Below are 14968 nucleotides of genomic sequence, written 5' to 3'. Positions count from 1 at the left end.
GAAGGATGCGAGGGGGTTACCCCCTCGCGCTCCCATGCCGTCTTCCGGCGATGGAACAATGGCACCCGACCATCATGCCCAACCTCTCCACCTGCGCGACCCAGAGCGCCGCAGGCAGATCATCCATGATCGATGAGCAGTTCTGGCTTCTGAAAAGCCTGCGACGCGGCGACCTTCCTCAAGGCCGAACCCGGGGCACGACGCTGACAAAACCCGGGAGCGCGAGGGTGTAACACCCTCGCATGTCCCTCTCTTTCCCCTTCACAACACCCCCTGTGACTTTACCGCAACGCAACACAGCCACACTGCGACACAAGCACCACAGCTCAACTCATCGCATTTTCGACGAGCCGATGAACCGTTGTTCAAACACGATGACTGCCCGGCGCGGGGGCTGTCCCGCACCGCACAAACCGCTAACAAGACTGCATCGCCGGGGTCGGTGGTTAACAAGGGATTTCGGCGTGTCGCGTAACTTCTTCGGTGCAATCAAGAACTTGCGCAACATTGTCATGGTTATCGCGGGCGCAGCCGGTCTTACCGCCGCCCTTCCCGCCCAGGCCCATACGCAGTGCGCTCCTTATGCTCGTGAGATTTCGGGCATCGAACTGCACGGCGATGCCAAGGATTGGTGGGCTCAGGCCAATGGCCTTTACGCTCGCGGCACGACCCCCCGCGAAGGTTCGGTTCTTGCGTTCCGCGCAACTCACTCGATGCGCTCGGGCCATGTCGCCACCGTCACCAAGATCGTTGACGCCCGCCATGTGATGCTTGACCACGCCAACTGGTCGCGCCCCGGCATGATCGAGCATGCCGCTCTGGCCGAAGACGTTTCGGCCAATGGCGACTGGAGCGAAGTGCGCGTATGGTACGCCCCGATCCACGCTCTGGGCCTGCGCGCCACGCCCGCTTTCGGCTTCATCTACAACAGCGCCCCCAAGGACGAAGCCGTCCGTCTGGCCATGCGCGACTGAACGGCGGGCAGCTGATCTGCGATCAGCCCACAGCTTTTTCCCGACTGCTTTCCATTCATCCATAATTTAACACCGTCATGGCTTGATGGTGGCGGATGGCGGCCTATGGTCGTCGCTCTCCCCAAATTACGGATCAATGATGATTTCGTTCCCGAAAATCAGCCGACTGGTTCTGGCCGCCGTTCTCGCATCCTCGGCCTGCATCGCCCATGCCGCTCAGCCCGTCCGCGAACCGGAGCATCCGCGCGAGTCAGAGCCCTCTCCGCCGCCCGCCGCCATGGGCGAGGTCGCGCTGACCTTCGACGATCTGCCGGGCCTCAGCCTCACCGCCGATCAGCCCTATCTCGACTACATCAACACCATGCTGCTGCGCGGGCTGAAGCGGCATCATTTCCCGGCCATCGGCTTCGTCAATGAAAGCAAGCTCGATCGCCCGACGCGTGACCAGCAGATCGCCAATCTGAAGCGCTGGCTGGATGCGGGCATGGATCTGGGCAACCACACCTACAGCCATGAATCGCCCAATGATCTGGGCGCCGAACGCTACACCGCAGACATCGCCAAGGGCGAGCCGGTGACGAAGGCCCTGCTGGCCCAGCATGGCAAGACCATGCGCTATTTCCGCCATCCCTATCTGGAAACCGGATCGCCCGGCCCGGTGAAGCAGGCGATCGACAGCTGGCTGGCAGCCCATGGCTACATCATCGCCCCCGTCACCATCGATGCCGACGATTGGGAATTCGCGCAGGTCTATGACGATGCCATCTATCGCCATGACGAGGCGCGGCGCCTGCGCGTCCGCCGCGAATATCTCGCCTATACCGAGCGGACCATCGCCTGGTATCAGCGCGCGGGTCAGGCGGTGTTCGGGCGCCCGATCGCCTTTGTGATGCTGATGCATGACACGCGCCTCAACGCCGACAGCTTCGAGGAACTGGCCGACATCCTCAAGCGCCGCCGCCTGAAGCCGGTCACCCTGACTCAGGCGCTGAAGGACCCGGCCTATCGCACCCCCGATCCCTACACCGGCAAGGACGGCATCGATTGGGTGGAGCGCTGGTCCTACGAGCTGCACAAGGCCATGCCATGGTCGACCTGGCAGGACCCGCCCAAGCAGATCGAAGAGGAATACGAAAAGACCGAACACGATCGGCATTGATCATTGCCGAGGTGCTGACCGAACATCTGCGCGGCCTGTCCGATTGACAGGCCGCTCTGTCTTGCGCAATCTTGTTTCATCGCCGGAACATTTCCTTCCGGCATCGCAGCGCTGGCGCTCATCGCCCTTTCAGCTGGAGACATGATTTGCCCCATACTTTCAGGCTTCTCGCCTCCGTCGCCCTGTTCACGCTTTCCGCGCCGCTGATGGCGCAATCGGCGCCGCCCGCGCCCGCTCCGGCCTCCAGCACATCGGGCTGGGGTGTCGATCTTTCGGCGCGCGACCTTTCGGTCAAGCCGGGCGACGATTTCGATGCCTATGCCAGCGGCAGCTGGAAGAAGCGCACCACCATCCCCGCCGACCGTCCCTCGACCGGCACCTTCTACGATCTGAGCGAGGCGGTGCAGGCGCAGGTGCGCGACATCATCACCGCCGCCCCCAAGGACAGCCAGATCGGCGCGCTCTACAGCAGCTTCATGGATGAGGCACGGCTGGAAACCCTGGGCCTGAAACCCCTGCAGGCCGATCTGGCGCAGGTTCGTGCCCTGTCGGACAAGGTGGCCTTCGCCCGCTTCATGGGCGAGACGCAGAGCCGCTTCGGCGCCTCGCTGATCGGCGCCTCGGTGGGGCCGGATACGGCCAATGCCGATCTCAACGTGCTCTACATCGACCAGTCGGGCCTCGGCCTGCCGGACCGCGACTATTATCTGAGCGACCAGTTCAAGCCTCAGCGTGAGGCCTATCACGCCTATGTCCAGCGCATGCTGACCGCCATCGGCCAGAGCAATCCGGCCGCGGGCGCCGACGCGATTCTTGCCTTCGAAACCCAGATCGCCAGAATCCATTGGGAGCAGGCCGCACAGCGTGACCTCACCCGCACCAACAACCCCTATTCCACCGCTCAGCTGGCCAGCTATGCGCCGGGGCTGGACTGGAAGGCCTGGTTCGAGGGCGTGAAGGTCGGCCCGCAGCAGCGCATGATCGTTGGCCCCAACACCGCGATCAAGGGGCTGGCCAAACTCTATGCCGATACGCCACTGGCCACGCTGAAGCTGTGGGAAGCGTTCCATATCGCCGATCAGGCCGCGCCCTATCTCAACAAGGCGATGGTCGACAGCCGCTTCGCCTATGTGAAGACGCTGGCCGGGGTGAGCGAGAACCGCCCCCGCTGGAAGCGCGGCATCGATCTGGTCAATGGTTCGCTGGGTGAGCTGGTCGGGCAGGTCTATGTGGCGCGCCACTTCACCCCCGATGCCAAGGCGAAGATGGAGGTGCTGGTCGCCAATCTGAAGACCGCCATGGCCCATCGCATCGAGACCAACAGCTGGATGAGCGCCCCCACCAAACAGGCGGCCATCACCAAGCTGTCCAAGATGGACGTGATGGTCGGCTATCCGGACTTCTGGCGCAACTACAGCGGCCTGAAGGTGGAAGCGGGCGATCTCTACGGCAATGTCGAGCGCGCCGCCGCCTTCAACGAGGCCTATGATCTGGAAGACCTCGGCAAGAAGGTGAACCGCAAGAAATGGGGCATGACGCCTCAGACGGTGAACGCCTACAATGGCGGGGGCGAGAACAAGATCGTCTTCCCGGCGGGCATCCTGCAGCCGCCCTTCTTCGATCCCAAGGCGGACGATGCGGTCAATTACGGCAGCATCGGCGCGATCATCGGCCATGAGATCAGCCATGGCTTTGACGATCAGGGCCGCCGGATCGACGACACCGGCGCCGTGCGCGACTGGTGGACCGCCGAGGACGGCAAGCGCTTCGAGGCCGAGGCCAAGGTCTTCGGCGAGGAATATGGCCGCTTCGAAGCCGCTCCCGGCGCCTTCCTCAAGCCCGAGCAGACGATGGGTGAGAACATCGCCGATTTCGCGGGGATTCAGGTGGCGCTCGATGCCTATCACGCGGCGCTGGGCGGCAAGCCTGCTCCGGTGCTGGACGGGCTGACGGGCGATCAGCGCTTCTTCCTGGCCTATGCCCAGAACTGGCGCGCGCTGCAGCGTGAGGATGCGCTGCGCAATCAGGTGGCGGTCGATCCGCACAGCCCGGCGCGTTTCCGCGTGCTGGGTCCGCTGCCCAATGTCGAAGCGTGGTATCAGGCCTTTGGCGTGAAGCCGGGCGACAAGATGTACATCGCGCCGGAGAAGCGCGCGAAGATCTGGTAAAAACAAACGGCGGGGCTGGAAGTCAGACTTTCAGCCCCGTCAGCCATTCGCGGATCATCGCCTGACCCGCCGCCACCGCATTCGGGCCATGCAGGGCATGGGCGGCGCGCAAATCGGCCTCCGTGCCACCGGCCTCCACCACGCTTTCGGGCCATTGCGCGATCCATGCGTCGAAACGCGGGTCGAGCCCCATCTCGGCATGGAACTGCAACGCCAGCAGATTGGGGCCCCGGCGAAAGGCCTGATGCTTGTAGACATGGCTGGAGGCCAGAAGCTCCACCCCCTCGGGCAGCGTGAAGGTATCGCCGTGCCAATGCAGCACCGGCACCTCGGCCAGATGACGCAGCGGGCTGGCCGGATCATGCACCGTCACGGCATGGAACCCTACCTCCTTGCGCGGCCCGGCATAGACATCGGCGCCCAGCGCCGCCGCGATCATCTGCGCCCCGAAGCACACGCCCAGCGTGGGGCGATCCGCCGCCAGCCGCCGCGCCAATTGCTTCAACTGGCAGGTGATCCACGGGTATTGCGCCTGCTCATAGACGCCCATCGGCCCGCCCATCATGATCAGCAGATCGGGCCCGCACAGATCGAGCGTGGAAAAGGCCGGATCGGTCACATCGATGCGATCGACCTTGTAACCCGCCTGCTCGATCGGCGCGCGGTAACCGGCCACGCCTTCATGCGGCACATGGCGGATGATCAACGCATCGCCGCTCATGCGGAGAGACCTGAAACAGGGCGGTATCGCGGAATCGGGACGGAACGGGCCATCGCCAAATCATAGCCAGCTTTGGCGCGGCGGCTCAATGAGGAAAGCTCAACAGAGGGGCTAGACTTTGTTGGCCCGCGCAAAGCCCCGGTTTGGCGGCGGCCAACGGTGCCATAGCGCACATAGATTTTCTTGGGGGGTGGGCAGCAAGGCTTGCGTGATTTAACTCAACTTATTCAGTAGAGAAACCCTGTCCGATCCACAGGTCTCCTCCTCCACCGAAGGCCTGCGGATCGGGCCGCGGCTTTTGATCCTCGTGTCAGCTTGCTCCGCGTCATCAACCGCTAAAGCGCATGAACCCAAGGAATTCCGGCCTTTTCGGCCAGATCTGGGCCCAATGCGACGACTTGGCTCGATCTGTCTATGCCGTTTGAAAGGAACCGGAATCATGGCTCACCATCCCTTCGCTCTCGCCCGACATGCGGGTCGATCCGCTCCCGTGCCGCCGCTGCCCCATCCCTCATGGCGCGGCGATCACGCTGCCGCAGCGCGGCACGGGACCCAGATCGAGCCCGAGGAGTTCTGGCAGAGGCTGGGATTGTGATCGCACCTCCCCCATATAGGCTACCATGACTCCGCACCCCGCCTCGCCCTTCGCCCTTGCGACGGAAGACTCCCCCGTGGTGAATGCCTTGGAAACTGGCCTTGATGGCTTGGCGCAAGAGGACGGCTTCGACCTGACCGCCATCACCCATGCCCTGCGCGATGCCCGCAAGGGCTGGCGCGGGCGCCTGCCCTGCGAGGGGCGCGCGGGCGGTCTGGATTATGGTGCACATGGCTTCCCTTCGCGCCATGCGCTGGCCCATGTGGTCGAGACGCTCTCCGCCGCGCTCTTCCCGATGCGGCTGGGCCCCTCCGACCTGACGGTCGACAATGAGGATGCCTTTGTCGCCGCCTCGCTGCGCACGGCGCTGCCGCTGCTGGCGCGTCAGGTGGCGATGGAGCTGGCTTACGTGCGCGAGGGCTGCAAGCCTTCCACCGATCATCACGACCGCGCGCGCCGCATCATCGCGCAGGTCGCCGAGCGCCTGCCCGATATCCGCCGCCTGCTCGACAGCGATCTGGAGGCCGCCTTCGCCGGAGACCCCGCCGCGCGCAGCGTGGATGAGGTGCTGCTGTGCTACCCCTTCGTCACCGCCGTGATCCATCACCGTCTGGCGCATGAACTCTATCTGGCGGGCGCCACGCTGGTGGCGCGCATCATCGCCGAGATCGCCCATTCGCGCACCGGCATCGATATCCACCCCGGCGCCACCATCGGTGAAAGCTTCTTCATCGACCATGGCACCGGCGTGGTGATCGGCCAGACGGCGATCATCGGGCGCCGGGTGCGGCTCTATCAGGCGGTCACGCTGGGCGCGCGCAGCTTCGCTCAGGATGCCGACGGCCATCTGGTGAAGGACATCGCCCGCCATCCCATCATCGAGGATGACGTCACCATCTATGCCGGGGCCACCATTCTGGGCCGGGTCACCATTGGCGCGCGATCGGTGATCGGCGGCAATGTCTGGCTGACGAAATCGATCCCCCCCGGCAGTCAGGTCCGGCAGGTCAAGCCCAGCGTGGACATCGAAACCACCGACCCCTTCGCCTGAACCAACACGCTATAAACGTCGCAAGAACCTTGAAAGTCGCACTGTGAACCAGACCACCGCCCCCCGCCCCGCGCCCAAAAGGCGCGGTTTTGCCTTTCAGATCGTCGCGGCCATCGCCGTGGGTCTGGCATTGGGCCTGCTGGCGCGGGCGACGGGCGCTCATCCGGGCGACAAGAGCCATCCGCTGGCCATGGCGCTGGGTCTGGTCGGCTCCAGCTTTATCACCTTGCTGCGCGCCACGGTGGCACCTCTGGTGTTTGCCGCCATCGTCGCCAGCGTGGCGCGTCTGGGCGAGTTGAACAATGCGGCGCGTCTGGCGGCGCAGACCTTCCTGTGGTTCGCCATCACCGCGCTGATTGCCGTCAGCATCGGCATTATCCTTGGCCTGACCCTGCAACCCGGCCTGCACAGCGGCGCCGTCGCCAGTGAGGCCGCCCAGCCGCACACCGTCGGCAGCTGGCTGGATTTCATCAAGGGACTGATCCCGGTCAACATGCTGGGTCTGGCCGCCAGCACCAAGGTTGATGGCGCCAGCGCCAGCACGACTGTCGATTTCAACATTCTGCAGGTGGTGGTGATTGCCCTCGCCGTCGGCAGCGCGGCGCTGCATTCGGGTGAAGCCGGGCAGCGCTTTCTGGGGTGGACCAGCGATCTGCTGGTGGTGCTGCGCAAGCTGCTGGGCTGGGTGATCCGCCTCGCCCCCATCGGCACGGCGGCGCTGATCGGCAATGCGGTGGTGCAATATGGCTGGGATACGCTGTCGCGCCTCGGCCTGTTTGCCGGAGCGCTGTATCTGGGCCTCGCGCTGGTGGTGGGTGTGGTTTACCCGGGGCTGCTGGCGCTACACGGGCTGTCGCCGCGCCGCTTCTACGCCAAGGCATGGCCCGCCATGCAGCTGGCTTTCGTCTCGCGCTCCTCCGCCGCCGCCCTGCCGTTGGCTGAAGTGGCCGCCGAGGAACTGGGCGTGCCGCGCGCCTATGCCTCCTTCGCCGTGCCGATTGCCTCGACCACCAAGATGGATGGTTGTGCGGCGGTCTATCCTGCCGTGGCCGCGATCTTTATCGCACAGTTCTACGGCATCACGCTGGCGCCCCTGCAGTATGGCCTGATCGTGGCCGTTTCGGTGCTGGGCTCGGCGGCCACCGCCGGCGTCACCGGCGCGGTGGTGATGCTGACGCTGACCCTCTCCACGCTGGGCCTGCCGCTGGAGGGCGTGGGCCTGCTGCTCGCCATCGACCCGATCCTCGATATGGGTCGCACGGCGGTGAATGTGACGGGGCAGATCCTGATCCCCACCATCGTCGCCCGCCGCGAAGGCCTGCTGGATGAGGCCCGCTACAACGGCGATCACGTGGAAGATGCGCTGATCGCCTGATCGGCAAAACGCCCTTGGACACCGATGTCAGGGTGGCCTAGGCTGCGCTGATGCTTCGCTTCCCCCTGCGCGCCGGTCTGGCCCTCGCCCTGTCCTGTTCCCCTCTGGCGCTGCACGCCGGGGAACCCACGCCGCCAATGTCTCCCAGCGAGGCTGCTGACCCGATGGTCGGCACCGGCGGCGAAGGCCACACCTTCCCCGGCGCCAGCGCCCCCTTCGGCATGGTGCAGCTTTCGCCCGACACCGACACCAGCTGCGAAATCCGCGCCTGCTATGGCCATGCTGCGGGCTATCGTTACGACGATCCGACGATTCAGGGCTTCTCGCACACCCATTTCTCGGGCGCGGGCCATTCGGATCTGGGCGATATTCTGGTGATGCCGCAAGCAGGTGAGGCGAAACTCGATCCGGGCGATCCCAAGGTTCCGGGCTCGGGCTATCGCAGCCGCTTCTCGCACAGCACCGAGGTGGCGCACCCCGGCTATTACGCCGTGACTCTGGCCGACAGCAACATCCGCGCCGAGATGACCACCGGCATCCGCGTCGGCGTGCATCGCTACACCTTCCAGCCCGGCGCCCATGCGCGGCTGGTGATCGATCTGCGCAGTTCGCTCTACAACTACCCCGGCAAGGTGCTGTGGTCCGGCCTGCATCTGCACCCCGATGGCACTCTGACCGGCTTTCGCGAGACGCGCGGCTGGGCCCCGGGCCGCAAGCTGTTCTTCGCCATGCGCTTTTCCGCGCCTTTGGTCGCCCATGAGCTGATCGACCGCGACGCCAATGTGCCCTATCGCGGCTTCAAGGGCCCGGGCCGCACCAGTGCCGACCTCTCGGAAAAGCTGGGCAAGGCGCTGGAGGCCAGCCTCGATTTCGGCACGATCAGCGGACCTTTGGAGGTGAAGGTGGCGCTGTCCGGCGTCGATGAAGCCGGCGCCATCGCCAACCTCGAAAGCGAGCAGGGCAATTTCGACGCCATTCGCGCCCGGACCGACACGGCCTGGGCCAAGGCACTGGGCGCCGTGCAGATCGAGGCGCCGGACACCATGCGCCGCAACCTCTACACCGCGCTCTATCACAGCCTGCTGGCGCCCAGCGTGTGGAGCGATGTGGATGGTCGTTATCGCGGGCCGGACGATCAGGTGCATCAGGCCAAGGGCTTCACCTTCCGCTCGACCTTCTCGCTGTGGGACACCTTCCGCGCCGAGCACCCCCTGCTCACCCTGATCCAGCCCGAGCAGACCAGTGCCGATGTGGTCAACTCGCTGGTGGAAAGCCAGAAGTACTCGCCTGATGGCATCCTGCCCGTCTGGCAGTTCGCGGGCCGCGAGACATGGTGCATGATCGGCTATCACGCCGTCCCCGTGATCGCCGATGCTTACCTCAAAGGCCTCAAGGGCTTTGACGCCAATGCCGCGCTCGATGCCATGGTCGCCAGCGCCACCCATGCGCAATATGGCGGTCTGGGCGACTATATGAAGCTGGGCTACGTCCCCATCGACCGCGAGCCCGAAGCCGCCTCGAAAACCGCCGAATACGCCTTCGACGACTGGACCATCGCCCAGATGGCCCGCAAGATGGGCCGCGCCGACATCGCCGCGACCTTCGAAAAGCGCGCGAACAACTGGCGCAACAGCTTCGATGTGAAAACCGGCTGGCTGCGCGCCCGCAAGGCCGATGGCTCTTTCCGCACGCCTTTCGACCCCACCGCCATCAACTATGGCTCGGACTACACCGAGGGCAACGCCTGGCAATACAGCTGGTTCGCCCCGCAGGATCAGGCCGGTCTGTTCAAGATCCTTGGCGGTGACGCCAAAACCATCACCAAACTCGACGCCATGTTCGATTTCGACAACTCCAAGGTGGACTACAGCCACGCCGAGGACATCGCCGGGCTGATCGGCCAGTATATCCACGGCAACGAGCCCAGCCACCACGTCGCCTATCTCTATACCTATGCCGGGGCACCGTGGCGCACGCAGGCCCGCCTCAAGCAGATCGTCGACAGCCAGTACAAGCCCACGCCGGAGGGCCTCGCTGGCAATGACGATCTGGGCCAGATGTCGGCATGGCTGGTGTTCACGGGGCTGGGCTTCTACCCTGTCGCGCCGGGCTCGAACCAGTATGTGATCGGACGGCCCTTCGTGAGCCGCGCCGCGATCACCCTGCCCGATGGCAAGCAGTTCACCGTGGTGACCGATAGCCTGTCCGACGCGCATCCCTATGTCGGCAAGGTGACGCTGAACGGCCAGCCGCTGACGCGCAGCTATATCACGGACGCGGAGGTGCGTTCCGGCGGAGAGCTGCGCTTCACCATGCAGGCCGAGCCGAACAAGGCTTGGGGTGCTTCAGCGGCGGCTCGGCCTTTTTCGAGTTCTACAGCCAAGCAGTAAGTAAGGTAGATGCGAGGGTGTTACACCCTCGCGCTCCCATAACGTCTTCCGACAAAACAGCAGCGGCACCCGATCCGAGTGCCTAAAATCTCCACCTGCGCAAGGCCGAGCGCCGCAGGCAGGCAATATCGAAGGCTGCGCCGGGTCTTTAAAGCCTGCGGCGCTGCAACGTTGCTCTTCGGCTGAACCCGATGCGCAACGTAGACATTAAAGGGAGTGCGAGGGTTATGACCCTCGCATATTCTCTTCCTTACTTCCCTGAAAAATGGGCGAAATAACTGTCCTTGTTCCACGAAGGACGCTCAGCCCCATCGGCCACCTTCCGCACCACCGCCGTCACATAATCCGCAAAGGCAGCCGCCACCGGACGGATCACCGGCTGGTTCGCATCATCACGTGGCGAGTGATACACCCCCGCCCGCCATGCCTTTTCCACCTCGGCCTCGGGTGTATCGCGCTTGAAACCCAGCTTCATAAACAGCGAGGGCACGCCTGCGCGGATAAAGCTGTATTGGTCGCTGCGGATGAAGACGTTCCGGTCGGGGAAGGGATCGGGCACGATGGGCAGGCCCAGCTTCGCCGAGACCGCCGCCGCATCCTTACCGAGGGAGCTTTCCTCGTAGCCGATGGGCGTCACGCTGGAGAGAGGGAAGATCGGCAGGGGCATATCGAAGTTGATGTCAGCGACCAGCGAGGCCTTGGGCACGCTGGGGCGCATCGCGAAATAGCGTGAGCCGAGGAGGCCGCCTTCCTCCGCCGTGGGGAAGAGGAACAGCACCGACCGGCGCGGGCGCTTTCCGGCCTTGAGGTCGCGGGCGATGGTCAGGGCACTGGCCACGCCGACGCCATTGTCCAGCGCTCCGTTGTAGATGGCATCGCCTTTCACCGGCTCGCCCACGCCCAGCCCGTCCAGATGCGCGGAGATCACCACGTTTTGCTTGCTCAGCACCGGATCGCTGCCCGGCAGGCGGGCGACGATGTTGGCGCTGTGCAGCACCGTCTGGGTCGCGGCGATATGGGTGGAGAGGCGCGTCGCCAGATCGAAATGCGGCAAGGGCGCAGCCTTATCGGCCAGCGCGGCCAGCTCGGCGAAGCTGTGGCCGGAGCCGGCCAGCAACGCCTCGGCCTTGGCGGGGTTCAGCGAGGCGGCGAGGAAGGGCGCCGCCACATCGCGCAGCCCATCGTCCTTCAGCATCAGCGAGGGACGGGCGGAAAGGCCGATCTGGCGCGCCCAGGGAATTTCCGTCTGCTTGGGCGTGGCAAGCTGGATCAGGCCCACGGCGCCCAGTTTCGCCAGAATGGCGGTGCGCTCGCTGCGGGCATTGGCCTTGCGCGAACCCGAGACATTCTCCGGCCCGCCCGGCACCACGACCACGATCTTGCCCTTCACATCGATCCCGGCGAAATCGTCATGCCCCACGTCCGGCATGGAGAGGCCATAACCCGCGAAGACCATCGGTGCCGTCAGATCGACCGGCATGGCATGCGCGCCGCGAAAATAGAGATCGTTCGGCACGGACAGCGGCATGGCGAGCGGAACCGCGCCCGTGCCGCTCAGCAGCTGGGCGTGGCTGGCGGCGGCGTCGAAGCGCTGGGCCACCAGATCGACGGGTTGGTAGAAACCATTGGTGCCCGCCGGTTGCAGGCCCATTTCCTGCAACTGCTTCACCAGCCACGCCGCCGCGCGATCATAGCCGGGCGTTCCGGCACCCCTGCCCTGATAGCTGTCGTCGGCCAGCTCCTTCACCACCGCCCACAGCGCGGTGACCTTGGCCGCCTCTCCCGGAGCCGGGGCAGCGGCGGGCGTGGACGTCTGAGCCCCTGCCCCGCTGGCCACCATCAGGCTGGCAAAGGCGATGGTGGAAAACAGGTGCCGCCGCATGGAATCCCTTTCGTGTCAGTCCTGCGCACCATGCACGGGGCGCCTCGGACGCCAATGGCTCAAATACCCCAGCACGCAATCAGGCGCGGTTCAGCACCCGCGCGAACAGGTCCAGCATCCAGCCCGTGGTCTGCACAAACAGCGCCGGATCGTAGCGATAGCCCTCATCGCGCAGGAAGGCGTGGGCGCCATTGACCTCATGCCACTCATACCGCGCGCCGACCTCTTCCAGCCGCGCGCGGATCGCCTCACGCCCGGCAAAGGGCACATGCGGGTCCTGTCGGCCCCAGACGAACAGCGTCTCGGCCTTCAGCTCGACCAGCCGGGCCATTGTGTCATCATTCTTGCCCTGCCCCAGCGTGCCCGAATGGACATCGGTGGGATAGAAGCAGGCACTGGCCTGCACGCGCGGATCCAGCGCCGCGCGCAGGGCCAGATGCCCGCCAAGGCAAACGCCCACAGTCGCCAGCCGACCGGTGCAGGCGGGGTGGCTTTGCAGGAAATCCAGCACGGCGCGCGCATCGGCATCGTAGCCGGCCACCGGCTTGGTGAACTTCAGATCATTGCCCCGATCCGTGCCCGGCTGATCATAGGCCAGCACCGTGCCGGGGGCCTCATACTCGTGATAGACCTCGGGCACGGCCACCACATAGCCGTGGCCCGCGATAAAGGCGGCCAGGCGGCGGATGGGGGCCGTGACCTGATAGATCTCGGAATAGAGCACCACGCCGGGGAAGCGGCCCTCTCCCGCCGGGCGGAAGACATGGGTGCGCATCACACCATCGGGCATGGGCAGATCGGTCGGGTCGTCGTTGAGGAGGATCATTTGGGTGTTGTGGCGGGGTGTTCGGATTTCGGCAAGTTAGAAGGAAGATGCGAGGGGGTTACCCCCTCGCGCTCCCATAACGTCTTCCGGCGAGAGGGTAGTGGCACCGAAAGGGCGAGCCCGACCTCTCCACCTGCGCAACCTTGAGCGCCGCAGGCATCAAGTTCCCCTGCCTGCGGCGCGGCAAGCTGGGCGCAACGCCGAACCCTTGGCGCAACGCAGACAGTAATGGGAGCGCGAGGGTGTAACACCCTCGCATTTCTCTTTTCTTCCAAACCTTAAAGCATCGAACCGGTTTCAATAAACCGCTGATGCCAGCTCAAGGCCTCACCGGGCAGAGACGGGCTCTGCAGCCCATACGATCCCTTCAAAGCCCGCGCGTAATAATCCTCCAGCATCGGGCGATAGGTCGGGTGAGCGCAGTTGGCGATGATCACCTCCGCCCTCTGGCGAGGCGAAAGCCCGCGCAGATCCGCCAGCCCCTGCTCGGTGACGATCACCTGCACGTCCTGCGTGATATGGTCCACGTGGCTCGCTTGGGGCACGATGGCGCTGATCTTGCCGCCCTTGGCCGTGCTGGGCGTCATGAAGATCGAGACATAGGCGTTGCGGGCAAAGTCTCCGCTGCCGCCGATGCCGTTCTGGATGCGGCTGCCCATGACGTGGGTGGAGTTGACGTTGCCGTAGATGTCCGCCTCGATCAGGCCGTTCATGGCGATGCAGCCCAGGCGGCGGATCAGCTCGGGGTGGTTGCTGATTTCCTGCGGGCGCAGGATCATCTTGTCGCGGTAGCGGGCCATGTCCGCGTTCACCCGCGCCGCCGCCTCGGGGCTGAGCGAGAAGGCCGTGGCGGAGGCCATGCGCAGCTTGCCGGTGTCGAGCAGGTCGATCATGCCGTCCTGAATGACCTCGGTGAAGCTGGTCATGTTGGTGAAAGGGCTGTCGACCAGACCGGAGAGCACCGCATTGGCGATGTTGCCCACGCCCGATTGCAGGGGCAGCAGGTTCACCGGCATGCGGCCCACCTTCACCTCATGGGCGAAGAACTCCATCAGATGGGCGGCGATGGCATTGGCCGAGGCATCCGGCGCGCTGAAGGGCAGGTTGCGGTCGGGCGCGTCGGTTTCCACCACGGCGACCACCTTGGCGGGGTCTACCGTGAAATAGTTCGAGCCGATGCGGTCGTCGGCGCGCAGCAGGGGAATGGGCACGCGCTGCGGGGGGAGCTGGGTGCCGTAATAGATGTCGTGGATGCCCTCCAGCGCGGGGGACTGCCAGCTGTTGACCTCAAGGATGACCTTGTCGGCGCGGTCCAGCCAGGTCTTGTTGTTGCCCACCGAGGAGGAGGGGATCAGCAAGCCGTCCGGCGTGATCCCCGTCACCTCGACCAGCGCGACATCCAGCTTGCCGAGGAAGCCCTGCCACGCCATCGGCGCGACCTGTGACAGGTGCATGTCGAAATAGTCCATCTTGCCGCTGTTGATCTTTTCGCGGGCGATGGGGTCGGAGTTGTAGGGCAGGCGGAATTCGATGCCGTCCACCTTGGCCAGCGCCGCATCCAGCTCCGGCCCGGTCGAGGCGCCGGTCCAGACGCGGACGCGGAAATCGTCTCCGGCGGCATGGGCGGCCTCGATGCGCTCGGCCAGGGCGATGGGCACGGCCTTGGGATAGCCCGAGCCGGTGAAGCCGCTCATGCCCACCGTGTCGCCGGGGCGGATCATGGCGGCGGCTTGCGCCGCGCTGGTCACTTTGGCACGCAGGGCGGGATTGGCGATACGGGTCACGAAACGGCACTCCTCAAGCGATGATCTTATGACCAAGGCCCTG

The 14968-nt window shown here is 65.0% G+C and carries 11 protein-coding genes; 7 read left to right on the top strand and 4 right to left on the bottom strand.

Annotated features, from left to right (window positions below; translation table 11 throughout):
* The first annotated feature begins 464 nt into the window (after window positions 1-464).
* The 3 genes from HGK27_RS00280 (at window position 465) to HGK27_RS00270 (ending at window position 4301) form a co-directional block, all read left to right on the top strand.
* The gene (locus tag HGK27_RS00280) at window positions 465-974 is read left to right on the top strand and encodes a CHAP domain-containing protein (protein ID WP_322099002.1); all 510 of its coding nucleotides are present in this window, start codon (window positions 465-467) and stop codon (window positions 972-974) included.
* A gap of 136 nt (window positions 975-1110) precedes the next feature.
* Window positions 1111-2133, top strand: coding sequence for a polysaccharide deacetylase family protein (locus tag HGK27_RS00275; RefSeq protein ID WP_206237805.1), 1023 nt, complete (start codon window positions 1111-1113; stop codon window positions 2131-2133).
* Between the two features lie 146 nt (window positions 2134-2279).
* Entirely contained in the window at window positions 2280-4301 is a 2022-nt protein-coding gene (locus HGK27_RS00270; RefSeq protein ID WP_241126725.1) for a M13 family metallopeptidase, read from the top strand.
* Between the two features lie 22 nt (window positions 4302-4323).
* Here the strand turns inward: HGK27_RS00270 and HGK27_RS00265 are convergent, their stop codons facing one another.
* Window positions 4324-5022 carry a glutamine amidotransferase gene (locus HGK27_RS00265; RefSeq protein WP_206237803.1) on the bottom strand — a complete coding sequence of 233 codons (699 nt, stop codon included), beginning with the start codon at window positions 5020-5022 and terminating at the stop codon, window positions 4324-4326.
* A 439-nt stretch (window positions 5023-5461) separates the two neighbouring features.
* Between HGK27_RS00265 and HGK27_RS00260 the strand changes: the two genes are divergently transcribed.
* From HGK27_RS00260 to HGK27_RS00245, 4 genes are read left to right on the top strand one after another with little or no spacing between them, the layout of a single operon-like run.
* Window positions 5462-5617 (top strand): hypothetical protein, encoded by a 156-nt coding sequence (locus tag HGK27_RS00260; protein WP_206237801.1) that lies wholly within the window; start codon window positions 5462-5464, stop codon window positions 5615-5617.
* Between the two features lie 25 nt (window positions 5618-5642).
* Window positions 5643-6668 (top strand): serine O-acetyltransferase EpsC, encoded by a 1026-nt coding sequence (epsC, locus tag HGK27_RS00255; RefSeq protein WP_206237799.1) that lies wholly within the window; start codon window positions 5643-5645, stop codon window positions 6666-6668.
* A 43-nt stretch (window positions 6669-6711) separates the two neighbouring features.
* Entirely contained in the window at window positions 6712-8043 is a 1332-nt protein-coding gene (locus tag HGK27_RS00250; RefSeq protein WP_206237797.1) for a dicarboxylate/amino acid:cation symporter, read from the top strand.
* Window positions 8044-8093: 50 nt separating this feature from the next.
* On the top strand, window positions 8094-10433 hold the full coding sequence (locus HGK27_RS00245; protein ID WP_206237796.1) for a GH92 family glycosyl hydrolase: 2340 nt from the start codon (window positions 8094-8096) through the stop codon (window positions 10431-10433).
* Between the two features lie 250 nt (window positions 10434-10683).
* Here HGK27_RS00245 and HGK27_RS00240 read toward each other — a convergent pair whose 3' ends face one another.
* From HGK27_RS00240 to HGK27_RS00230, 3 genes are all read right to left on the bottom strand, one after another.
* The gene (locus HGK27_RS00240) at window positions 10684-12273 is read right to left on the bottom strand and encodes a M28 family metallopeptidase (protein ID WP_206242615.1); all 1590 of its coding nucleotides are present in this window, start codon (window positions 12271-12273) and stop codon (window positions 10684-10686) included.
* A 121-nt stretch (window positions 12274-12394) separates the two neighbouring features.
* Entirely contained in the window at window positions 12395-13141 is a 747-nt protein-coding gene (locus HGK27_RS00235) for a dienelactone hydrolase family protein (RefSeq protein ID WP_206237794.1), read from the bottom strand.
* A gap of 278 nt (window positions 13142-13419) precedes the next feature.
* Entirely contained in the window at window positions 13420-14925 is a 1506-nt protein-coding gene (locus HGK27_RS00230) for an acetyl-CoA hydrolase/transferase family protein (RefSeq protein ID WP_241126723.1), read from the bottom strand.
* Window positions 14926-14968 lie beyond the last annotated feature (43 nt).

Source organism: Novosphingobium terrae (genome assembly GCF_017163935.1).
GTDB classification, from domain to species: Bacteria; Pseudomonadota; Alphaproteobacteria; order Sphingomonadales; family Sphingomonadaceae; genus Novosphingobium; species Novosphingobium terrae.
Note: the sequence above shows the minus strand (reverse complement) of the source record. Positions and strands in the feature narration are given on the sequence as shown.